The organism is Streptacidiphilus sp. MAP12-20 (assembly GCF_041262525.1).
Lineage (GTDB): Bacteria > Actinomycetota > Actinomycetes > Streptomycetales > Streptomycetaceae > Streptacidiphilus.
Map to the genome: position 1 here is coordinate 15004 of NZ_JBGCCK010000006.1, position 23278 is coordinate 38281.

Genomic DNA, 23278 nt, shown 5'->3' on the forward strand with positions numbered 1-23278 from the left:
ATGACTGAGCTGTCCACCCAGCCGCAGACGTCCCCCCTGACACCCCCTCCCGCCCAGCCCGCCAAGCACTCCGCGATCCGGTCCCTGCTCCGGCTGTGGCCCTATGCCCGCCCGATCCGCTGGTTCCTGGTCGGATCGACCACCGCCGCGCTGCTCGCCTCGCTCTCGGCGCTGGTGATCCCGCTGGTGCTGAAGAACATCGTCGACGGCCCGGTCGCGCACCGCGACACCTCCGGGCTCTGGCTCCAGGGCGTGCTGCTGCTCGTCCTGGGCCTGCTGGAGGCAGGGCTTTTCGGCATGCGCCGCTGGTTGGTCGCACGCCCGCTGGCCACCGTCGAGCGGCAGATGCGCGCCGAGCTGTACGCGAAGCTGCAGCGGCTGCCGGTCTCCTTCCACGACCGCTGGGCCTCGGGACAGCTGCTCTCGCGGGCGACGTCGGACATGTACACCATCCGGCTCTTCCTCGCCTTCCCGCTGATCTTCCTGATCGTCAACTCGATGGTCTTCCTCACCGGCATCGGCATCATGTTCAGCCTCGACTGGCAGCTCGCGCTGATCACGGTGCTCCCCGCGGTGCCGCTGATCGTGCTCTGCTCCTACTTCGAGCGCCGCTACTCGGCGGCCGCGCGCCTCTCCCAGGACCAGAACGGCGACCTCGCCACGGTCCTGGAGGAGTCCGTGCTCGGCATCCGAATCCTCAAGTCCTTCGGCCGCCACCGCACCATGGCCGCCCGCTACCGCGCCCAGGCCGAGCTGCTGCGCAGCACGGAGTTGCGAAAGGCGCGGCTGCTGGCCGACCTCTGGGCGGTCATCGTCGGCCTGCCCGAGCTCGCCCTCGGCATCTCGCTGGCGGTCGGCGTGGTCCAGGTCGCACACGGCAGCACCACGGCGGGCACGCTGGTCGGCTTCCTGTCCACGGCGCTGTCGCTGCGCTGGCCGGTGGAGTCGCTGGGCTGGCTGCTGGCCTACAGCAACGAGGCGGCGACGGCGACGGACCGGTTCTTCGAGGTCATGGACGCCCGCCCCGCCGACGCGGAGGACGCTGCGGCGGGTTCCCCCCGCGCCTCACGGGCGGGCGAGCGCGACGGCATCCGGCTGGAGGGCGTGCGCTTCCGCTACCCGGACGCGCCCGCCGACTCCCCCGACCTGCTGTCCGGCGTCGACCTGCACATCCGCTCCGGCGAGACGATGGCGCTGGTCGGCCTCACCGGCAGCGGCAAGACCACGCTGACGGCACTCCTCCCCCGCCTGTACGAGACCAACGACGGCCGGATCACCCTCGACGGCACGGACATCCGCGAGCTGTCCCGGGCCCGGCTGCGCGAGCTGGTGTCGATGGCCTTCGAGGAGCCGACGCTCTTCTCCGCCTCGGTGCGCGAGAACGTGCTGATGGGCGCGCCGGAGGCACCGGACGAGTCCTTCGAGCGGGCCCTGGACGTCGCGCAGGCGCAGTTCGCCCGCGGCCTGCCGGAGGGCGCGGACACCCAGGTCGGCGAGCAGGGCCTGAGCCTCTCCGGCGGCCAGCGCCAGCGCCTCGCGCTGGCTCGCGCGGTCGTCGGCGCGCCGGACTTCCTGGTACTGGACGACCCGCTCTCGGCCCTGGACGTGCACACCGAGGCCCTCGTCGAGCAGGCCCTGCGTCAGGTCCTGGCCGAGACGACGGCCCTGGTCGTCGCCCACCGGCCGAGCACGGTGATGCTGGCCGACCGCGTCGCCCTGCTGGCGGACGGCCGGATCACGGCGGTGGGCACGCATCACGAACTACTGGAATCGAACCCGGACTACCGGGAGCTGATGTCGGGCGAACGAGTCGAGGACGGGAGCCTCACGCGATGAGCGTGACCGAGACGGAACAGACAGAACGAGCGGAAGAGGATCCGCAGTCCGCGACGCGCGCGGCGGAGTCCGAGCCGGAGGCGGGCTCCCCCGCCGCCGGCCGGCCCGCCGCGGACGCCACCGCTGACGGCGAGGACATCCCCGTCCCGCCGGGCGCTCCGCGCGCGCTGCTGCGCTCGCTGCTCGGCCCGCACAAGGCGCGGATCGCGCTGGCGATGGTCATGATCATGATCCAGCAGGCGGCACTGCAGGTCGGCCCGCTGCTGGTCTCCTACGCGATCGACCGCGGCATCCCCGCCCTGCGCGACCACGACTGGGGGCCGCTGATCGCGGTGACGGCCGGATACCTCGGCTGCGCGGCCCTGGCCACGCTGCTCCAGCGCGCCTTCATCCGGCTCTCCGGCGTGGTCAACCAGGCCATCCTGCTGGAGATGCGCCGCCGGATCTTCCGCCATGCCCAGGCGCTGAGCCTGGACTTCCATGAGCGCTACACCTCGGGACGGGTCATCTCCCGCGCCACCAGCGACGTGGACACCGTGCGCGAGCTGTTGAACGAGGGCCTCCAGGAACTGCTTTCGGTCGTGCTCTCGCTCGTCTACATCAGCCTGCTGCTGCTGGTGATGGACTGGAGGCTGGGCCTCGCCTCGCTCGCCTCGGTGCTGCCGATCTACCTGTTCACCCGCGGTTACCGGCGGCGCTCGCAGGTCATCTACCGGCGCTCGCGCACGGCCGTGGCCAGCGTGATCGTGCGCTTCACCGAGACGATGAACGGCATCCGCCCGGTGCAGGCGTTCCGCCGCGAGGCGGCGAACGAGAAGGCCTTCGCGGTCTCCAACAACGACTACGCCGACTCCAACGCGCTCGGCCTGCTGTCGATGGCCCGCTTCGTCGCGTCCTCGCGGGCGACCGCGAACGTGTGGATCACCGGCATCGTCATCTGGGGCGCGTTCCTGGTCGCCCAGGGCAGCCTGCAGCTGGGTGTGCTGGCCGCGTTCGTGCTCTACCTGCGCCGGCTGTTCGACCCGATCGACCACGTGGCGATGTTCCTGAACAGCTATCAGTCGGCCTCGGCGGCACTGGAGAAGATCGCGGGCCTGCTGGCCCACGAGCCCTCCGTGCCGGAGCCGGCCGAGCCCACGCCACTGCCCGAGAAGACCGAGGGCGCGATCCCGGGCCGCGAGGTCGACTTCGAGGACGTCGCCTTCTCCTACCGCACGGGCAAGCAGGTGCTCCCCGCGTTCGACCTGCGCATCCCGGCCGGTCAGAGCGTGGCCGTGGTCGGCGCGACAGGCGCGGGCAAGTCGACGCTGGCCAAGTTGCTGGCCCGGTTCTACGACCCGACCCAGGGTCAGGTCACCCTCGACGGCGTCGACCTGCGCGACCTCACCACGCCGGAGCTGCGGCGCGGCGTGGTCATGGTGACGCAGGAGTCCTTCCTCTTCTCCGGCACGGTCGCGGAGAACATCGCGATCGGCAGGCCGGACGCGAGCCGGGAGGAGGTCGAGGCGGCGGCGAAGGCGATCGGGGCGTACGAGTTCATCGCGGCGCTGCCGGAGGGCTTCGACACCGACGTCCGCAAGCGCGGCGGCCGGATCTCGGCCGGCCAGCGTCAGTTGGTCGCCTTCGCGCGGGCTCTGCTGGCGGACCCCGCGGTGCTCATCCTTGACGAGGCGACGTCCTCCCTGGACGTCCCGGGCGAGCAGGCGGTCCAGCGCGCCATGCACACCGTCCTGGCCGGACGGACTGCTGTGATCATCGCCCACCGCCTCTCGACGGTGGAGATCGCGGACCGCGTCCTGGTCATGGAGCAGGGCCACATCGTCGAGGACGGCACCCCTGCGGAGCTCATCGCGGGCACGGGCCGCTTCAGCGCTCTGCACCAAGCTTGGCGCGACAGCCTGGTGTAACCAAGGGGCGCGGGGAACTGCGCGACAAGCCACCGATGTGGTGTGTCGCCGAACGAGCAGGGCCATCCGCACAGGGTGGTTGCTCGCGCAGTTCCTCGCGCCCCTACGTGTTGCAACTGTCCGTCAGGAATAGAGCGGGACGCCCCCGCGAACGAGCCGCCAGCCGTTGAGGTAGAAGTCTGCCGGGTTGATCTGGCCCTTCGCCTTCACCCACGCGATGATCGTGTTGCGGATCTCGTCCGACGCGCTCCAGACCATCTGCGCCGTGGCAACATGCGGGAAGTTGCCGCCGCCGTTGCCGCGGTAGTTGTTCACCGCGAGGACGAACTGCGCCGTGTCGGCCAGCGGCGCGCCCGCGTACTTCAGGTTGGTGATCCGGGAGCCGACCGGCTGGGACACATCGATGTCGTAGCTCAGGCCGTAGATCTCGTCGAAGTTGTAGTCCGGCCGGTTGTTGGCGTTGGTCAGCGCCGACTCCACGATCGGCGCACCCACCGCCAGCGTGTTGAAGTACTCCGCCGTGTACTCCAGGTAGTCCCGCAGCTGAGCACCCGTCATCAGCTTCGCTTCGAGCGTGTTCTCGTAGATGTAGAGCCCGGCCGCGTCGCGCAGACGCACCGTTCCGGAGGGGATGTCCGCCGTCCGGTTGAACGGGGCCGCCTGGGCCAGCACCGGCAGGTTGGCGTAGGAGGTCGAGGCCAGGGCCGCCTTCACCGTGTCGGCCTGGACCTTGCCGATCAGGTCCACGATCGGCACGCACTGGAACGGCGCCCGAGCGATCGACAGGTCCTGGGTGCAGGTGCCGATGGTCTGGTTGACGTAGGCCCGCACGGCCGCGTGCTCCTGCTGGACCAGCGCGGCGATCTTCGGGTCCTCGTCCACGGTGTTGCTGTTGAGGACGCTCGCGGTGCAAGAGGTGACCTGCCACTGGTGGTCGACCAGCTCGACCACGAAGTCGAAGCGGGAGAGCCGGAAACCCCAGCAGTAGGGCTCGGAGAGGACGACCGTCTTGCCGGTCGCGGTGTTGGTGACCAGCCGCTGCGGCACCTCCTTGTGGGTGTGGCCGACGAGCACCGCGTCGATGCCGGGGACGGTCGCCGCCATCGCGGCGGACGCGTCCTCCGCGTAGGGGAGCTGGTCGCCCCAGGAGCTGGGCTCGTCGATGCCGGAGTGCGCGGAGACGACCACCACGTCCGCGCCCGCGCTGCGCACGCGCGGGACGTGGATCGCGGCCTGCTCGGGGATGCCGTTGAAGGTCATCTTCCCGGCGACGTTGTCCTTGTCCCAGATCGCGATGCCGGGGTTGGTCAGCCCGAGGATGCCGACCTTGATGTGCGGGCCGTGCGGGACGCGGAGCTTCTTGATGATGTAGGGCGGGAAGGCCGGACGGTTGGTCTTCGCGTCGATCGCGTTGGCGGCGAGCAGCGGGAAGTGGCACTGCCGCTCGAACGCGCGGACGGTGTCGATGCCGTAGTTGAACTCGTGGTTCCCGAGCGCCGCGGCGTCGTAGCGCATGGCGTTCATGGCCAGCGCCATGGGGTGCCGCGGGGCCTTGTACTCGGGCTCGGCGGTGATCGGGTCGACGCGGGCGTAGTAGTAGCTGAGCTGGGTGCCCTGGATGATGTCGCCCGCGTCGATCAGCAGCACCCGGTCGTGGCCGACCTCGTCGCGGACCTGCTGGACCAGCGTCGATATCTTCGCGAGGCCGACGTCGTTCTGGGCCTTGTCCTCGTACTCGGCGTCGGTGAAGTAGTCCCAGTTGAGCGCGTGTCCGTGGACGTCGGTGGTCCCGAGGACGGTGAAGGACCAGATCTTCGGCTGCTTGCCGGACGCCGACTGCGGCTGCGCCGCCGAGGCCGGCGTGGCAGCGGCGGTTCCGGCGACGGCGACCCCGGCCGCGACTGCGGCCGTTCCGGCGACGAACTCTCTGCGCTTCAGGGACATAGGGGCTCCAGTTCACGGATGGCATCTACGCGCGGTGAGCAACGCGCGTAGAAGTTTGCCGGGTGATCCGTTGCGACGGAAGCCCCCTGACGTTTCGTCGAAGGAAACAACCGGTGGCGGATCAGATACGCGCGCCCCCAGGCCGCGGGTCCGCCAGTACGGCCGCTTCCTGCTCCGGCGAGAAGCCGCACGTCAGCGGCGGCTCGCCGCGGTCGCGGTCCCAGGCGAGGACGTCGGCCGCCGTCTGCGAGAGCGGAGTCGCGGGCAGGCCGGCCGCGCGAGCGCGGGCGGCGTCACGCTGCTGGGTCGCCCAGGCCGCGCGCACCAGCGGGAAGCGCGGGGCGAGTTCGGCCGGGATCCGCACGAGATCCACCTCCGTGCCCGCCGCGCGGGCGCAGCTCCGCACGAGACCACCGAGGGTCGTCGGTTCGGCCGGTCCCACCGCGTTGAAGACGCCGGGGCGCTCATCCTCGACCAGCCGACGCACCAACCCGGCCAGGTCGCGCACGTCCAGGACCTGCACCGGCTGCTCCGGATCGCCGGGCAGGGCGACCCGTCCGCCGCGTGCGGCGCGGCGCACCCAGTAGGTGAAGAGGTCCGAGTGATCGTGCGGCCCCACCAGCTGCCCGGGGCGCACGATCGTCGCCCGTTCGCCGTAACGGGCCAGGACGTCGTCCTCGCAGGCCACCTTGGACGGTCCGTAGGTGGCGTTGTCCAGGTCCTCGACCTGCTCGACCGTCCGCACGGGCGGCCGACGCGGCGTGTCCTCGTCCGCGCCAGGGCCGACGCCCTCCTCCTGGTAGACGGCGGTGCTGGAGATGAAGACGTAGCGGCCGACCCTGTCGCCCAGCGCGTCCATCGCCTGCCCGACCTGCCGGGGAAGGTAGCCGCTCACATCGACGACGGCGTCCCAGCTGCCGCCGCGCAGCGCCGTGTAGTCGCCGGTGTCGCGGTCACCGACAAGGCGTGACGCCTCGGGGAAGAGTTCCGCTCCCGTCTTCCCCCGGCCGAAGAGGGTCACCTCGGCGCCGCCGTCGAGAGCCTCCGCGACGATGGCGCGGCCCACGAAGGCGGTGCCGCCAAGAACAAGAATGCGCATGACGCCCGACCCTACTGACAGCGGCGGGCGCCGGCACCGGAATTGTCCCGCTGCCCGCACCCGCCGCCTACGACCTGCGCCCAGTAACCGCTAGCGCAGCACGCCGTCGCTGAACCCTGTCGCCTCCGCCGGGACGGCGACCAGACCCAGCTCCGACTCCGTCGCCAGCAAGCGGTGGCTCGGCAGGATCCGGACCGTGTAGCCGAACGGCCCCGTCCGGCTCAGCTCCAGCGGGCCCTCGTAGCGCCAGCGGCCGTCCACGTCGGCGCGGTCGGACGGCTTCAGCGAGACCGTCGCCACGTCCGTGATCACGTCCGCGTCGTCCACTCGCCCGGAGACGACCTGGACGTCCACATCCGACGGGTCGAGACCGTCGAGCTGCACCTGGACCCGGAGCGTCAGCGTGCTGCCCAGCTCCGGCGCGTCCGCGCCACCCGCCGCCTCGACGTGTTCGACCCTGACCTGCGCCCAGCGCGCGCGGATCCGGCCCTTCCAGGCGGCCAGCTCCCGCGCTCCCGCGTACGTCGTCGCGCTGCCCGGGGTCGAATCGGGCGCGGCGAGTGCGCGCTGCGCCTCCGCCGCCGGGGCGTACAGGCGCTCGACGTACTCCCTGACCATGCGTCCGGCCAGCACCTTCGGGCCGAGGGTGACCAGCGTGTGGCGGACCATCTGGATCCACCGACGGGGCAGGCCCTGCCCGTCGCGGTCGTAGTAGCGCGGCGCGACCTGGTGCTCGATCAGGTCGTAGAGGGCGGCCGACTCGATCTCGTCACGCCGGTCCTCGTCGGGCTCGCCGTCCGCGGTCGGGATCGCCCAGCCGTTGCCGCCGTCGAACCACTCGTCCCACCAGCCGTCCAGCACGGAGAGGTTGAGTGCGCCGTTGAGCGCCGCCTTCATGCCGCTGGTGCCACAGGCTTCCAGCGGGCGCAGCGGGTTGTTCAGCCAGACGTCGCAGCCGGGGTAGAGCTTGGCGGCCATGTCCATGTCGTAGTCGGGCAGGAAGACGATCCGGTGGCGCACCGCGGGGTCGTCCGCGAAGGCGACCAGCTTCTGGATCAGCGCCTTGCCGCCGTCGTCCGCCGGGTGGGCCTTGCCTGCGACGACGATCTGGATCGGCCGGGTCGGGTGCAGCAACAGGCCGCGCAGCCGCTCCTGGTCACGCAGCATCAGGGTGAGCCGCTTGTACGAGGGGACGCGCCGGGCGAAGCCGATGGTCAGCACGTCCGGGTCCAGTACCGCCCCCGTCCAGCCCAGCTCGGCGTTGCCCGCGCCGCGCTGACGCCAGGAGGCGCGCACGCGGGCGCGTGCCTCGTCCACGAGCTGGGCGCGCAGCCGGCGGCGCAGCTCCCAGATCTCCCCGTCGGCGATGGCGTCGATACCGTCCCAGCGGCGGGACTCCCCCAGCACCATCGCGTCGTCGATCCGCTCGGTGCCGAGCTCGCGCGCGGCCAGCCGGACGACCTCGGGGTCGATCCAGGTCGGCGCGTGGACGCCGTTGGTGATCGAGGTGATCGGCACCTCGGCGGCGTCGAAGCCCGGCCAGAGGCCGCTGAACATGCCTCGGCTGACCTGGCCGTGCAGCAGGCTCACGCCGTTGGCGCGCTGGGCGAGGCGCAGTCCCATCGCGGCCATGTTGAACAGGGCGGGGTCGCCACCGGTCCAGGTCTCCGCGCCGAGCGCGAGCACCCGGTCCACCGGCACGCCGCCGAGCGGCTCACCCACGCCGCGGGCGCCTGCGCCGACCGGCCCGGCCGCGCTCGACGGGCCGTCAGCCGCGAAGTGCCGGTGCACGATCTGCCGGTCGAAGCGGTCGATCCCGGCCGGGACCGGGGTGTGCGTGGTGAAGAGCGTGCCGGCCCGCACCGCCTCCAGCGCGGCGTCGAAGTCGAGCCCGGCGCCGCCCGCTTCCGCCGGACGGGTGAGTTCGCGGATGCGCTCGACGCCGAGGAAGCCTGCGTGTCCCTCGTTCGTGTGGAAGACCTCGGGCTCGGCGTGGCCGGTGAGCCGGCAGAAGGTGCGCACCGCACGCACGCCGCCGATGCCGAGCAGCATCTCCTGGAGCAGCCGGTGCTCGCTGCCGCCGCCGTAGAGGCGGTCGGTCACGTCGCGCGCCCGCGCGTCGTTCTCCTCGATGTCGGAGTCGAGCATCAGCAGCGGCACCCGGCCGACCTGGGCCTTCCAGATCTGCGCGTGCAGCTGCCGCCCGCCCGGCAGGGCGAGGACGACGGTGCTCGGGCTGCCGTCGGGCTCGCGCAGCAGGCTGACGGCCAGTTCGTTCGGGTCGAGCAGCGGGTAGCGCTCCTGCTGCCAGCCGTCGCGGGAGAGGGACTGGCGGAAGTAGCCGTGGCGGTAGAGCAGCCCGACGCCGATGATGGGGACACCGAGGTCGCTGGCGGCCTTGAGGTGGTCGCCGGCCAGGATGCCGAGGCCGCCGGAGTACTGCGGGAGCGCCGCGGTGATGCCGAACTCGGGCGAGAAGTAGGCGATGGCTGTCGGCAGCTCGCGGCCGCGCTGCTGCTGGTACCAGCGCGGTCCGGCCAAGTAGTCGCGCAGGTCCTCCTCGGCGTCGTGCAGGCGGCGCAGGAAGCGTCTGTCGGCGGCCAGGGCGGAGAGTCGCTGGCCGGAAACGGCGCCCAGTAGGCGCACCGGGTCGCAACCGGTGGCCTCCCACACCTCGGGATCGACGGAGCGGAACAGCTCGCGCGTCTCGTGGTGCCAGGACCAGCGTAGGTTGAGTGCCAACTCACCGAGGGCCTGGAGGGGTTCGGGCAGGACGGTGCGGACCGTGAAACGTCGGATTGCCTTCACCCAAGCGAAGATAGCCGCGCGGCAGCTCGGCTGCGTAGCCGCTCTGGGGCGCACTGACCGCCGTTCGGCGCATTGGTGCGATCGGCGGCGTCAGGCTTCACTCTTCCGGGGGTACGGCGCGCGCGGGCGCACGCCGGGGCAGGGGGGCGCGCGATCGTAGGAATTCACAACGCCGTCACACGGCTGTCCACCCGAGTGCTACGAACTGCCTTGATCCTTGGCCGAAATGAGTGCTTACCAGCGCGTAGCACTTCCGTTCGGTGCGAGGATCGAAGCAGGTCGGAACGGACGTGGCGACCAGCGGAACGCTGATGCGGAGGGCCCGCTTCTGCGTGTCCACCAGTCGCGCGCGATCGTTGTCAACACGACGGCGTTCGACCGACGGCAGGTTGCCGGACGGGAAGGCGGGGGAAGGCTCTCTGGGTCCTCCCTCTCAGCCTGACTGTCGGGCATCCGCGCAGCTCATCACCGTGCGTCACACCTCACTCCGCGTCATATCTCACTCCGCGTCACCGAAGTCCGGGCATTGGCACCCCTTTTGCCCCGTCTTTGCCAGTTGTGCCGTTGACGGCTCGCCTGCGCCGTTGACGGCCCACCCCGCCCCACCCGCTTCACCCCCGCCTGCCGCCCTGCCCCGCCCTTGCCCCCGCCAGGAGCGTCGATGCGTGAGACCGCACGAAAGGACGACCAGCCCCAGATGATCGGCCGAATTCCCGTACTGGATGTCAGCCCCTCGGTGGACTGCGGACGACGTCCGGCCAAGTCCGTCGTCGGGGAGGTCTTCGAGGTCAGCGCGACCCTTTTCCGCGAGGGTCATGACCTGATCGGAGCCAACGTCGTGCTGCGCGATCCGCGCGGCCGCAGCGGGCCGTGGACGCCGATGCGGGAGCTCGCACCGGGCACTGACCGCTGGGGCGCGGACATCGTGGCCACCGCGCCGGGGCGCTGGACCTACGCCGTCGAGGCCTGGGCCGACCCGGTCGCGACCTGGGAGCACGCCGCCCGGATCAAGATCCCGGCCGGCATGGACGTCGGCCTGGTGCTGGAGGAGGGCGCGCTGCTGCTGGACCGCGCGGCCGCCGGAGTGACCAAGAAGGACGGCAAGGCCCATGTGCTGGCCGCCGCCGAGGCCCTGCGCGACGCCGAGCAGCCGCCGCTCGCCCGCCTGGAGGCGGCGCTGACGCCCGCGCTGGCCGCCGCCCTGGCCCGGCACCCGCTGCGCGAGCTGGTCTCCGCGTCGCGGCCGCAGCCGCTCCAGGTGGACCGGCCGCGGGCGCTGTTCGGCTCCTGGTACGAGTTCTTCCCGCGCTCCGAGGGAGCCGTGGTGGATCCGGAGCGGCGCCGCAAGCCCGTCACGGGCACGCTGCGCACTGCGGCGGAGCGGCTTCCGGCCATCGCCGGGATGGGCTTCGACGTGGTCTACCTGCCGCCCGTTCACCCCATCGGCCGAGCCTTCCGCAAGGGGCCGAACAACACGCTGGAGGCGGGCCCGGACGACGTCGGCTCGCCGTGGGCGATCGGCTCTCCCGAGGGCGGCCACGAGGCGGTCCACCCGGACCTCGGCACCCTGGAGGACTTCGACGCCTTCACCGCCCGCGCCGCCGAGCTGGGCCTGGAGGTGGCACTGGACTTCGCGCTGCAGTGCTCCCCCGACCACCCGTGGGTCGAGAAGCACCCGGAGTGGTTCACCGCCCGCGCGGACGGCACCATCGCCTACGCGGAGAACCCGCCCAAGAAGTACCAGGACATCTACCCCGTCAACTTCGACCAGGACTTCGACGGCATCGTGGCCGAGACCGTCCGGCTGCTGCGGCACTGGATGTCGCACGGGGTGCGCATCTTCCGCGTCGACAACCCGCACACCAAGCCGGTCGTCTTCTGGGAGAAGGTGCTCGGCGAGATCGCCCGCACCGACCCCGACGTGCTCTTCCTGGCCGAGGCGTTCACCCGTCCGGCGATGATGCACACCCTGGCCAAGGTCGGCTTCCACCAGTCCTACACCTACTTCACCTGGCGTAACGGCAAGCAGGAGCTGACGGAGTACCTGACCGAGCTCTCCGGCGACTCCGCCGCCTACATGCGGCCCAACTTCTTCACCAACACCCCGGACATCCTGCATGCCTACCTGCAGCAGGGCGGCCGGGCCGCGTTCGCGATCCGCGCGGTGCTGGCCGCCACGCTCGCCCCGAGCTGGGGCGTCTACGCCGGCTTCGAGCTCTACGAGAACGCCCCAGCCCACCCGGGCTCGGAGGAGTACCTCGACTCGGAGAAGTACCAGCTCCGTCCGCGCGACTGGTCGCGCAAGGACAGCCTCGCGCCGCTGCTGACCACCCTGAACCGGCTGCGCCGCGAACACCCCGCCCTGCAGGAGCTCCGCAACCTGCGGTTCCACCCCACCGACAACGACCAGCTCCTCGCCTACAGCAAGACCCGCGGCGAGGACACCGTGCTCACTGTGGTGAACCTCGACCCGCACCACCCACACGCGGGCACCGTCACCCTCGACGCGGACTGGCTCCCCGGCGACGACGGCAACGCCGCCGGCGACAGCGACGGCAACGGCGCGTACGAGGTCCACGACGAGCTGACCGGCGCCGTCTACCCGTGGGGACGCCACAACTACGTCCGGCTGGACCCCCACACCACGCCGGCCCACCTCTTCACGGTCCGGAGGGCCGCCACGTGATCGTCAACGAACCTGTCCCCGACACCTTCGCCGACACTCCACAGCGCGATCGCGACCCGGAGTGGTTCAAGCGTGCCGTCTTCTACGAGGTCCTGGTGCGCAGCTTCCAGGACAGCAACGGCGACGGGATCGGCGACCTCAAGGGCCTCACCAGCAAGCTCGACTACCTCCAGTGGCTGGGCGTGGACTGCCTCTGGCTGCCGCCCTTCTTCGCCTCGCCGCTGCGCGACGGCGGCTACGACGTCGCCGACTACACCGCCGTGCTGCCCGAGTTCGGCGACCTGGCCGACTTCGTCGAGTTCGTCGACGCCGCCCACCAGCGCGGCATGCGCGTGATCATCGACGTCGTCATGAACCACACCAGTGACCAGCACCCGTGGTTCCAGGCATCCCGCACCGACCCCGAGGGGCCGTACGGGGACTACTACATGTGGGCCGAGAACGACAAGCAGTACCAGGACGCGCGGATCATCTTCATCGACACCGAGGTCTCCAACTGGACCTACGACCCGATCCGCAAGCAGTACTACTGGCACCGCTTCTTCTCCCACCAACCCGACCTCAACTACGAGAATCCCCGGGTCCAGGAGGAGATGCTGGCAGCGCTGCGGTTCTGGCTGGACCTGGGCGTCGACGGCTTCCGGCTGGACGCGGTGCCCTACCTCTACGCCGAGGAGGGGACCAACTGCGAGAACCTCCCCGCCACGCACGAGTTCCTCAAGCGGGTGCGCGCCGAGATCGACCGCGAGTACCCGGACACCGTGTTGCTGGCCGAGGCCAACCAGTGGCCCGAGGACGTGGTCGACTACTTCGGCGACTTCTCGGCCGGGGGCGACGAGTGCCACATGGCCTTCCACTTCCCGGTGATGCCGCGGATCTTCATGTCCGTGCGCCGCGAGTCCCGCTACCCCGTCTCCGAGATCCTGGCGAAGACCCCGGCCATCCCCTCCGGCTGCCAGTGGGGCATCTTCCTGCGCAACCACGACGAGCTGACCCTGGAAATGGTCACCGACGAGGAACGCGACTACATGTACGCGGAGTACGCCAAGGAACCGCGGATGCGCGCCAATGTCGGCATCCGTCGGCGGCTGGCCCCGCTGCTCGACAACGACAGCAACCAGATCGAGCTCTTCACCGCGCTGCTGCTCTCCCTGCCCGGCTCGCCGGTGCTCTACTACGGCGACGAGATCGGCATGGGCGACAACATCTGGCTCGGCGACCGCGACGGCGTCCGCACGCCGATGCAGTGGACGCCGGACCGCAACGCCGGCTTCTCCGCCGCCGACCCCGGCCGGCTCAACCTGCCGACCATCATGGACCCGGTCTACGGCTACCAGGTGACCAACGTCGAGGCCCAGATGGCCAACCCCAGCTCGCTGCTGCACTGGACCCGACGGATGATCGAGATCCGGAAGCTCAACCCGGCCTTCGGTCTCGGCTCCTACGCGGAGCTGCCGTCCAGCAACCCGGCCGTCCTCGCCTACCTGCGCGAGCTCGGCGACGACCTCGTCATGTGCGTCAACAACTTCTCCCGCTTCGCCCAGCCGACCGAGCTGGACCTGCGCGAGTTCGAGGGCATGCACCCGGTCGAGCTGATCGGCGGGGTCCGCTTCCCCGCGATCGGCCAACTGCCGTATCTGCTGACGCTGGGCGGGCACGGCTTCTACTGGTTCCGGCTGCGCCCCGGCGACGCGGCCGCCCCGACCGCCGGCTCCGTGCCGCCGTCCGCACGCCAGTCCGCACGCCCGTCCGCACGCCAGTCCGCACAGCCGACCGCACACCAGTCCGAGCCGCGCTCGGTCGACTGACGCTCCGTCCCCCGTCCTGCGCAACGACGTCCTCCGACGGGCGTGCCGACGATGTCACGCCCTCACATTCCGGAAAAATGGTTCAACCGGCGACCACCCACCCTGGTCGCCGGTCGCACCGGCCTTTCCGGGGAAAGGGAGAAATGTCCGACACCTCCCGCCCGCGTGCCGTCACCACGCCGGTCCCACCCACCACAGCGGCCGGTTACCGCCCGCTCGTCGACGCCACCCTGCCGCTGCTGCGCGACTGGCTGCCGCGCCAGCGCTGGTTCGCCGGCAAGGGCCACCCCATCGCGGCGATCACGCCGGTGACCGTCACCCCGCTGCCCGGTCCGACCGGGCTGGCCCGCGCCACCGGCACGCTGCTGCACCTACTGCTCCGCGTGGACCAGCGCAACTCCAGCGGCGGCGCGCCCACCAGCGACATCTACCAGCTGCTGCTCGGGGCCCACCCCGACGGGCTGCCCGGCCTGCGCAGCAAGGACGCGGTGATCGGCCGGATCACCAGCGGGCCGCACGACGGCCTGGTCACCTACGACGCAGCCTACGACCCGGCACTGACACGTCGGCTGCTCGCACTGCTCAGCTCCCCGCAGCGGCTCGGTCCGCTGCGCTTCGGAGCGCTCGGCGAACGCGTGCCCGCCTCCGCCGCCGGCCGGGTCGGCACGGCCGAGCAGAGCAACACCTCGATCATCTACGACGGCGGCAGCCCGGCCGAGGCCGCCATCCTCAAGCTGTTCCGGCGGGTCAGCCCAGGGCTCAACCCGGATCTGGAGCTCTCGCTGGCCCTCGGCCGGGCCGGCAGCAGCCGGATCCCGGCCCCGCTCGCCTGGTTCGAGGCCGAGCTGCCGGACCTCCCCGACCAGGCCCCGGCCACCCTCGGCATGCTGCAGCACTTCCTGCGTGACGCCGAGGACGGCTGGGAGCTGGCCCTGCGTCAGATCCACCTGCTGGACGCCGACCCCTCCCGGGTCGGCAACTTCGCCGCAGAGTCGTTTCTCCTCGGCCGGGCCACCGCCGACGTCCACCTCGCGCTCGCCCGCAGCCTGCCGGTCTCGGTGCTGCGGCGCGGCGAGATCGAGGCCATGGCCGAGCAGATGGCACTGCGCCTGGACGCCGCCTGCCTCGCCGTCCCCGCGCTCGGGCAGCACCGGGCGGCGCTGCGGCAGATCTTCCGCGACCTCGCCGGCTCCGCGCGGACCGGGCTGCGGCTGCGGGCCCAACGGGTCCACGGGGACCTGCACCTGGGCCAGGTCATGCGCAGCGCCAGGGGCTGGGTGCTGCTCGACTTCGAGGGCGAGCCGGCCAAGTCACTGGAGGAACGCCGCCGCCCGCAGCCCGCCGTCCGCGACGTGGCGGCGATGCTTCGCTCCTTCGACTACGCCGCCGCACACGCCCGCCTCGCCGACCCGGCCACCACCGCCGCCTGGGCGGCCCGCAACCGCGAGGCCTTCTGCGCCGGCTACGCGGCGACCGGCGCACCGGACCCGACGCTGGACCCGGTGCTGCTGCGCGCCTTCGAGACCGACAAGGCGGTCTACGAGGTGGTCTACGAGGCCCGTCACCGTCCGGACTGGGTCGGCATCCCGCTCGCCGCCTGCGCCCGCCTCGCCGCGACGCCGCCGTCACCGCTGACACCGCTCACGGCGACGACACCCCCATACGTGGCACCCCTGTCCGCAGCACCCCAGCCCGCGGCACCCACGACCCCACGGGAGGCATAGATCGTGACCACGTTCGACGTACCCGACACCTTTCTCGCCCCGACCTCCGGCCCGGGCCCGGCCCTGGCCGAGCCCACCGGCGCCCAGGAGCCCGAGCTCGCGGACGCGTCCCCGCGCACGCCGGAGGCCCCGCTCGCGCCCGGGGAGGTGGAGCGCCTGGTCGGCGGCTGGCATCACGATCCGCACGGACTGCTGGGAGCCCATGACACGGTGGACGGCACCGCGGTCCGCGTGCTACGGCCGCTGGCCGAACGGGTGGTCGTGGACACGGGGGTGACCCGCCACGAGCTGACCCACCAGCAGGACGGACTCTTCACCGGCCTGCTGCCCAAAGGCTCGGTCACCGAGGGCTACCTGCTCCAGGTGACCTACGCCGGCACGGTGTACGAGCAGGAGGACGGCTACCGCTTCCTGCCCACACTCGGCGAGACCGACCTGCACCTGATCGGCGAGGGGCGGCACGAGCAGCTGTGGCAGGCGCTCGGCTCGCACCCGTGCGTGGTCCAGGGCACGGTCGGCACCTCGTTCGCGCTCTGGGCTCCGAACGCGTCGGGCGTCCGGCTGGTCGGGGACTTCAACGGCTGGAACGGCGCGGCGCATCCGATGCGCTCGCTCGGCGCGAGCGGCGTGTGGGAGCTGTTCGTGCCCGGCATCAGCGAGGGCACCCGCTACAAGTACGAGATCGCCACCCGCGACGGCCGGATGGTGCAGAAGGCCGACCCGCTGGCCCGCGCGACCGAGATCCCGCCGGCCACCGCGTCCGTCGTGCACGCCTCCCACTACCGCTGGAACGACGCCGAGTGGATGGCCTCGCGCGGCCGGCTCCCGCACCACGAGGCGCCGCTCAGCATCTACGAGGTGCATCTGGCGTCGTGGCGGCCCGGCCTGACGTACCGGGAGCTTGCGGAGGAGCTGCCGGCCTACGTCCGCGACCTCGGCTTCACCCACGTCGAGTTGATGCCGGTGATGGAGCACCCCTTCGGCGGCTCCTGGGGCTACCAGGTCACGGGCTTCTACGCGCCGACCTCCCGGCTCGGCTCCCCCGACGACTTCCGCTTCCTGGTGGACGCGCTGCACCAGGCCGGGCTCGGCGTGATCGTGGACTGGGTGCCCGCGCACTTCCCCAAGGACGACTTCGGCCTGGCCCGCTTCGACGGCGAGCCGCTCTACGAACCGGCGGACCCGCGCCGCGCCGAGCACCCGGACTGGGGCACGCTGGAGTTCGACTACGGCCGCACCGAGGTGCGCAACTTCCTGGTCGCCAACGCGGTCTTCTGGGGCGAGGAGTTCCACGTCGACGGGCTGCGTGTGGACGCGGTCGCCTCGATGCTGTACCTGGACTACTCGCGTGAGCACGGCGACTGGACGCCCAACGAGCACGGCGGGCGCGAGAACTGGGACGCCGTCCGGTTCCTCCAGGAGATGAACGCGACCGTCTACCGGCGCTGCCCCGGCATCGTGACCATCGCCGAGGAGTCCACCGCCTGGACCGGCGTCACCGCGCCCACTGACCACGGCGGTCTGGGCTTCGGACTGAAGTGGAACATGGGCTGGATGCACGACTCGCTCGTCTACATGAGCCACGAGCCGGTGCACCGCAAGTACCACCACAACGAGATGACCTTCTCGATGGTCTACGCGTACAGCGAGAACTACGTGCTGCCGATCTCCCACGACGAGGTCGTGCACGGCAAGCGCTCGCTGGTCAGCAAGATGCCCGGCGACTGGTGGCAGCAGCGCGCCAACGAGCGCGCCTACCTCGGCTTCATGTGGGCCCATCCGGGCAAGCAGCTGCTGTTCATGGGCCAGGAGTTCGCCCAGGGCGCGGAGTGGGACCACGAGAGCGGCCCGCAGTGGTGGGTGCTGGACGAGGGCTGGCCCGCGCACGCCGAGCACGCGGGCGTCCGTGACCTGGTCCGCGATCTGAACCGGCTCTACCTCGACACCCCGGCGCTGTGGCAGCAGGACTCCGCTCCGGCCGGCTTCGCCTGGCTGGACGGCGGCGCGGCGGAGGACAACGTCTTCTCCTTCATCCGCTTCGACCGCCAGGGCCGTCCGATGGTCTGCGTCAGCAACCTGTCGCCGGTGGTCCGGCACGACTACCGGGTCGGACTGCCGACGGTCCGGGCGGACGTCCGCGACGCGCGCTGGCTGGAGATCCTCAACACCGACACTCTCGTCTACGGCGGCGGCGGCGTCGGCAACCCGGATCCGGTCAAGGCCGAGCCGGTGCCGTGGAACGGCCGGGACACCAGCGCCGAGCTGGTGCTGCCGCCGCTTTCCACCATCTGGTTGAGCCCGGCGTAGGCCCTGGCCGAGCCCGTATCCTCGCCAGCATGACGGTCGTCCAGATCCCCGGTTCCAAGTCGATCACCGCCCGCGCGCTCTTCCTCGCGGCGGCCGCCGAAGGCGTCACCACGCTGCGGCAACCGCTGCTCTCGGACGACTCCGAGGGCTTCGCCGAGGGACTGATCAGCCTTGGCTACGCGGTCGACCGGCAACCGGGGGCCTGGACCATCGAGGGCCGCCCGGCCGGTCCGGGCGTCGCCTCGGCGGACGTCTTCTGCCGCGACGGCGCGACCACCGCCCGCTTCCTGCCCGCGCTGGCCGCGGCCGGCCACGGCAGCTTCCGCTTCGACGCCTCCGCGCAGATGCGACGCCGCCCGCTCGGCCCGCTGACGCAGGCGCTGCGCGAGCTGGGCGTGGACCTCGTCCACGAGGACCAGGAGGGCCACCACCCGCTGCGGATCGAGGCCGCCGGCATCAAGGGCGGCGCGATCACCCTGGACGCGGGGCTCTCCTCGCAGTTCCTCACCGCACTGCTGCTGACCGGCCCGCTGACGCAGGAGGGCCTGCGGATCACGGTCACCGACCTGGTCTCGGTCCCGTACGTCGAGATCACGCTCGCGATGATGAACCGCTTCGGCAACCCGGCCCACCGCGAGGGCGACACCTTCGTCGTCCCGCCCGTGCCGTACCGCGCGGTGGACTACCTGATCGAGCCGGACGCCTCGACGGCCAGCTACGTCTTCGCGGCGGCGGCCCTGACCGGCAACACGGTCACCGTTCCCGGCCTGGGCAGCGACTCCCTCCAGGGCGACCTCCGCTTCGCCGAGGTGCTCGGCGCGATGGGCGCGGACGTCTCGATCACCCCGGAGGCCACGACCGTCACCGGCACGGGCCGCCTGCGCGGGATCACCGTGAACATGCGCGACATCTCCGACACCGTCCCCACGCTGGCGGCGATCGCCCCCTTCGCGGACGGCCCGGTCCGCGTCGAGGACGTCTACAACACCCGCATCAAGGAGTGCGACCGCCTGGCGGCGTGCGAGCAGAGCCTCGCCGCGCTGGGCGTCCCGGTGACGACGGGCCGCGACTGGATCGAGATCCACCCCGCGCAGCCGACCGGCCCGGTCGAGATCGCCTGCCACGGCGATCACCGGATCGCCATGTCGTTCAGCGTCACGGGTCTGCGGGCGGCGGGGATCACCCTGGACGACCCGGGCTGCGTGAAGAAGACCTTCCCGGCATTCCACGAAGCCCTCGCGAACCTCAAGACGAACTGGGGCCTGTAGCTCGGCAGGGGCGCGAGGAACTGCGCGAGTAACCACTGACGAGCGGATGGCCCTGCGCGATCGGGGACCCACCACCTCAGTGGCTTGTCGCGCAGTTCCTCGCGCCCCTCAGGTGGATGCAAGTGCTCCAATGTGAGTAGGCATCCCAATCCCAGGCGCCAGGTCCGGCGCCGGGACCGGCGCGTCGTAGACCACCCGCATCGGGACGTTGCCAGCCCACAGCCCCAGCTCGCCGTCCGGCCCGTCGCCGTCCTCCGGCGGGCCGGACGAGATCTTGACGGAGGTCTCGTCCAGGCGGAGAGCCAACAGCGCCGTCGCGGCCAGCTCTTTGCGGTTGGGCTTGCGCGCGTACCCCCACTGGCCCGGCGCGGACTGCTCCGACAGCACGCGCAAGCCTTCGAGCTTCTCCTCGTCCGTCAGGACCTCCGGCACGCCGTAGATCATCGCGCAGCGGTAGTTCACGCCGTGCTCGAAGACCGAGCGGGCCAGCACCAGCCCGTCCACGTGAGTGACCGTCACGCACACCTCCGCCGCCGGATCCTGGCTCAGGCTGCGGCTCGCGACCGAGCCGTGGAAGTAGAGCGTGTCCGCCGTCGCGCCGTAGACCGTCGGCACGACCATCGGCGTGCCATCGACCACGACGCCCAGGTGGCAGATGAACCCTGCCGCCAGTACCGCGTCCAGATCCGCCCGGCTGATGCTTGCGTTTTCGCGCATCCGACGGTGGCGAGTCCGTTCCGTAACCACGAGTTCAGTCATGTTCCACTTCCATACACAACGATATTCGTTCCGATTCGGCGATCATGCCACTGAATCCGCAATTCTGGAAGCAACATAAACGAAATCCGCCAAAGCATTGCCAGCCCCATGCGCCAAACGGCACCATGTGGCACGCACTGGCACCAGGGGTGTCCGAGCGGCGATCCCGCCTCCGGAAACACATGCGACACATGACTGTTGCCCAGCTTGCGATCCCACCTGCTTGAGTGCGGTCCACGTTCCCCCCGCGCGCGCCGCACCGCACCGCCGTTCCCACGCACCGTGATCCGAGGTCCTGCCCCCCACGCCCCCTCGGCTCGCGGAGGAGAGGTCTCCCCCTTGAGCGACTACACCCCGGCCGAGACAAGAGGCGGCCTCAAGGCCAACGTCCTCGGCACCTTCGACACCATTGTGATGGCCATCGCCGGCAGCGCTCCGGCATACTCGCTCGCCGCGAGTTCCGCCGCGCTGATCGCGGCCGCCGGCCTGTTCAGCCCGGCCGCGCTGCTGTGGTGTGCGATACCGATGCTCGGCATCGCCTGGGCGTTCAACTATCTCGGACGTCTCGACGTCAACGCCGGGGCCAGCTACTCCTGGGTCGGTCGGGCGCTGCACCCGTCGCTCGGTTTCGCGGCCGGCTGGTCGCTCGTGGTCTCCGCCCTGATCTTCATGGTCGCCGGCTCGCTGCCTGCCGGGCAGTACACGCTCTCGCTCTTCTCCGACAGCCTGGCCGCCAACACCTGGGCCGCGATCGGCGTCGGCGCCTTCGTCTTCCTGGTGATGGCGCTGCTGGTGCTGCTGGGCGCGAGGATCACCGCGCACGCGCAGTGGATCATGACGGGTATCGAGATCGCGATCCTCGCGGTCTTCGGCATCCTGGCGCTGTTCCACCACCGCCCCGGCGTCAGCTTCCACCTCTCCTACCTGTGGGGCTTCGGCCACTTCGGCGGCGTCGCCGGCTTCGCCACCTCGGCCCTGGTCGCCGGCTTCTACTTCTGGGGCTGGGACGTCACCGCCAACCTGAGCGAGGAGACCACCGACTCCAAGCGGAACTCCGGCCTCGGCGGCCTGCTCGGCGTGGCCGTGGTCTTCGCGATCTTCGAGGTCTTCACCATCGCGCTCAACATGAACGTGACGGACAAGCAGATCAGCGGCGGCACCTTCCTGAGCGACCTCGGCGAGATCATCATGCCCGGCGCGGGCGGCAAGATCATGGTGCTGGCCGTGGTGCTCTCCACCATCGCCACGCTCGAGACCACGCTGATCCAGATCAGCCGCTCGCTCTTCGCCATGGGCCGCGACAAGACTCTCCCCGCCGCCTTCGGTCGCACCCACCCGAAGTGGCAGACGCCGTACGTCGCGATCGGCGTCATCGTCGCCATCTCGCTCGGCCTGTTCCTGGCCTCCAGCCAGATCGGCTCGGTCAACACCATCCTGCAGGACGCGGTGCTCGCGATCGGTCTGCAGATCTGCGTGTACTACGCGCTGGCGGGCATCGCCGTCGTGGTCGCCTACCGCAAGGTCGTCTTCAAGTCGGTGTCCAACGCGATCTTCGTCGGCCTCTGGCCGGGCGCGGGCGCGCTGTTCATGGCCTTCCTGTTCGTCGAGAACTGCAAGAGCCTGGACACGAAGGTGCTGCTCATCGGACTGGGCGCGCTGGCGCTCGGGATCATCCCGCTGGCGATCTACTGGATCAAGGGCAGCGAGTTCTACACCAACCCGCCGGCTCGCCTGGACGCGGCCCTCGCGCAGGCCGTCGACGCCGAGTTCGGCGGATCGGCCCTGGCGAAGACCACCAGCGGCAGCGGCGGCGGTATGGCCACCGATCTGTAACTCCCGCACTACGCTCAACAATTCAATGAGCACGACGACCGGCAGTCACCCGACTGCCGGTTGTCGGCGTTCCGCCTCCACCCCGTCCGAGCACAGCCCAGCCGAGCCCAGGGGGGCCTCCGCCATGGCCAGACCATCACGTCGTCGCACGACCGCACCGCAGTTCGACCCGACCTACGGCGACCGCGAGCTCGCCACGGCACGGCAGGACCTGATCGTGGGCCGCTGGCAGGGCGCGCGCGATCTGCTGCGCGACACCGGCCGCGACTGGGACCGTCGCACGCACCGGATGCGTCTGCTCGCGGACACGGCGGCCTCCGCACGCACCGTCGAGACCTGGCAGATGGCCGAGCCCAACAACCCCGACGCGCTGGTCCTGCGCGCCGAGACGGAGGTGCAGCGGGTCTTCTCCGCCGTCGCCGAGTCGAACAACCAGAACGGGACCCCGCCGCCGACGCAGGACGCCCTCGACCGCCGCGAGTTGGACCGCGTCGCCCGGATCTGCCTACAGGCGTCCGAACGGCACCCGGCCGACCCGGTTCCGTGGGTGTCACTGATGACCCTGGCCCGCCTCTACGGCCAGGGTCATCCCCATGTCTGGCACTGGTGGCGCGAGCTCCAGGCCCGTGACCAGTTCAACCGCGAGGGCCACCACCAGGTGCTCCGACACCTGTCCGCGCGCTGGCACGGCAGCCACGGCGAGATGTACAACTTCGCCCGCGACAGCGCGGCCTTCGCCCCTCCCGGCTCGCCGCTCGCCGCGCTGACGCAGGCCGCTCGCGCGGAGCACTTTCGCCAGCGGACGCAGGCGGAGGGCGAGACGGCGGTGGGGCTGACGTACCACTGGACACACGAGGTGGCGGTGCAGGCGCTGGGCACGACGATGCGGCAGTGGATCGGCCACCGCTCAGGCATCGAGTACGCGCAGGACGTCGCGGACCTCAACCTCCTGCTGCACGGCCTGGTCTTCGCCGGCCTGCTGACCGAGGCCAAAGAGATCTTCGTCCAACTGGGCGACCGCCCGGCGCGGGTCCCCTGGGTCTACTGCGGCGACCCGATGGCGCTCTTCCAGCACTGGCGAGCCCAGCTCGGCGGGTGAACCTTCGACACACGGCGCGGTTGCACTATCCAGGGGCGCGGGGAACTGCCCGAACAACCACTGACGAGCGGATGGCCCTGCACGTTCGGGGACACACCACCTCAGTGGCTTGTCGCGCAGTTCCCCGCGCCCCTGAGGTCCGCGGGACCTTCGTCACCAGTTGTCACCCGGGCGCGACGCTGTCCGAAATGCGAAGGTAG

At 71.0% G+C, this 23278-nt stretch carries 13 protein-coding genes; 9 read left to right on the forward strand and 4 right to left on the reverse strand.

The window, feature by feature from the left end; translation table 11 throughout:
• Positions 1-1836: an ABC transporter ATP-binding protein gene (locus ABIA32_RS09470; protein ID WP_370093537.1), complete on the forward strand. Its 1836-nt coding sequence runs from the start codon at positions 1-3 to the stop codon at positions 1834-1836.
• Positions 1833-3743 (forward strand): ABC transporter ATP-binding protein, encoded by a 1911-nt coding sequence (locus ABIA32_RS09475; protein WP_370093538.1) that lies wholly within the window; start codon positions 1833-1835, stop codon positions 3741-3743. The genes ABIA32_RS09470 and ABIA32_RS09475 overlap by 4 nt, the downstream gene beginning before the upstream one ends.
• A gap of 123 nt (positions 3744-3866) precedes the next feature.
• On the opposite strand, the gene ABIA32_RS09480 is transcribed toward ABIA32_RS09475, so the two are convergent.
• From ABIA32_RS09480 to glgP, 3 genes are all read right to left on the reverse strand, one after another.
• Positions 3867-5687 (reverse strand): bifunctional UDP-sugar hydrolase/5'-nucleotidase, encoded by a 1821-nt coding sequence (locus ABIA32_RS09480; protein WP_370093540.1) that lies wholly within the window; start codon positions 5685-5687, stop codon positions 3867-3869.
• 121 nt (positions 5688-5808) lie between these two features.
• Entirely contained in the window at positions 5809-6786 is a 978-nt protein-coding gene (locus ABIA32_RS09485; protein ID WP_370093541.1) for an NAD-dependent epimerase/dehydratase family protein, read from the reverse strand.
• A gap of 90 nt (positions 6787-6876) precedes the next feature.
• Positions 6877-9594, reverse strand: coding sequence for an alpha-glucan family phosphorylase (gene glgP / locus ABIA32_RS09490; RefSeq protein ID WP_370093542.1), 2718 nt, complete (start codon positions 9592-9594; stop codon positions 6877-6879).
• A gap of 697 nt (positions 9595-10291) precedes the next feature.
• Here glgP and ABIA32_RS09495 point away from each other — a divergent pair.
• The 5 genes from ABIA32_RS09495 to aroA all read left to right on the forward strand — a co-directional run bounded on the left by ABIA32_RS09495 (position 10292) and on the right by aroA (position 19387).
• Entirely contained in the window at positions 10292-12280 is a 1989-nt protein-coding gene (locus ABIA32_RS09495) for an alpha-1,4-glucan--maltose-1-phosphate maltosyltransferase (RefSeq protein ID WP_370093795.1), read from the forward strand.
• Positions 12277-14088, forward strand: coding sequence for a maltose alpha-D-glucosyltransferase (gene treS / locus ABIA32_RS09500; protein WP_370093543.1), 1812 nt, complete (start codon positions 12277-12279; stop codon positions 14086-14088). The genes ABIA32_RS09495 and treS overlap by 4 nt, the downstream gene beginning before the upstream one ends.
• Positions 14089-14231: 143 nt before the next feature.
• Positions 14232-15812 carry a maltokinase gene (locus ABIA32_RS09505; RefSeq protein WP_370093544.1) on the forward strand — a complete coding sequence of 527 codons (1581 nt, stop codon included), beginning with the start codon at positions 14232-14234 and terminating at the stop codon, positions 15810-15812.
• Between the two features lie 63 nt (positions 15813-15875).
• Positions 15876-18119, forward strand: a complete 2244-nt coding sequence (gene glgB, locus ABIA32_RS09510) for a 1,4-alpha-glucan branching enzyme (RefSeq protein WP_370093796.1) — start codon at positions 15876-15878, stop codon at positions 18117-18119.
• Between the two features lie 29 nt (positions 18120-18148).
• Positions 18149-19387, forward strand: a complete 1239-nt coding sequence (gene aroA, locus ABIA32_RS09515) for a 3-phosphoshikimate 1-carboxyvinyltransferase (RefSeq protein WP_370093545.1) — start codon at positions 18149-18151, stop codon at positions 19385-19387.
• A gap of 108 nt (positions 19388-19495) precedes the next feature.
• On the opposite strand, the gene ABIA32_RS09520 is transcribed toward aroA, so the two are convergent.
• Complete coding sequence (locus ABIA32_RS09520; RefSeq protein ID WP_370093547.1) at positions 19496-20104, reverse strand: pyridoxamine 5'-phosphate oxidase family protein; 609 nt, start codon at positions 20102-20104, stop codon at positions 19496-19498.
• A gap of 381 nt (positions 20105-20485) precedes the next feature.
• Here ABIA32_RS09520 and ABIA32_RS09525 point away from each other — a divergent pair, with 381 nt between their 5' ends.
• Positions 20486-21979 (forward strand): APC family permease, encoded by a 1494-nt coding sequence (locus tag ABIA32_RS09525; protein WP_370093549.1) that lies wholly within the window; start codon positions 20486-20488, stop codon positions 21977-21979.
• A 124-nt stretch (positions 21980-22103) separates the two neighbouring features.
• Positions 22104-23078 (forward strand): hypothetical protein, encoded by a 975-nt coding sequence (locus tag ABIA32_RS09530; protein ID WP_370093550.1) that lies wholly within the window; start codon positions 22104-22106, stop codon positions 23076-23078.
• Positions 23079-23278: the final 200 nt, after the last annotated feature.

What these genes read in the sequence shown, in the direction of transcription:
- ABIA32_RS09520 (WP_370093547.1), bottom strand. Translation starts at nt 20,104, where the DNA reads ATGCGCGAAAACGCAAGCATCAGCCGGGCGGATCTGGACGCGGTACTG.
- ABIA32_RS09495 (WP_370093795.1), top strand. Translation starts at nt 10,292, where the DNA reads ATGATCGGCCGAATTCCCGTACTGGATGTCAGCCCCTCGGTGGACTGC.
- ABIA32_RS09485 (WP_370093541.1), bottom strand. Translation starts at nt 6,786, where the DNA reads ATGCGCATTCTTGTTCTTGGCGGCACCGCCTTCGTGGGCCGCGCCATC.
- ABIA32_RS09475 (WP_370093538.1), top strand. Translation starts at nt 1,833, where the DNA reads ATGAGCGTGACCGAGACGGAACAGACAGAACGAGCGGAAGAGGATCCG.
- ABIA32_RS09505 (WP_370093544.1), top strand. Translation starts at nt 14,232, where the DNA reads ATGTCCGACACCTCCCGCCCGCGTGCCGTCACCACGCCGGTCCCACCC.
- ABIA32_RS09480 (WP_370093540.1), bottom strand. Translation starts at nt 5,687, where the DNA reads ATGTCCCTGAAGCGCAGAGAGTTCGTCGCCGGAACGGCCGCAGTCGCG.
- ABIA32_RS09530 (WP_370093550.1), top strand. Translation starts at nt 22,104, where the DNA reads ATGGCCAGACCATCACGTCGTCGCACGACCGCACCGCAGTTCGACCCG.
- ABIA32_RS09470 (WP_370093537.1), top strand. Translation starts at nt 1, where the DNA reads ATGACTGAGCTGTCCACCCAGCCGCAGACGTCCCCCCTGACACCCCCT.
- aroA (WP_370093545.1), top strand. Translation starts at nt 18,149, where the DNA reads ATGACGGTCGTCCAGATCCCCGGTTCCAAGTCGATCACCGCCCGCGCG.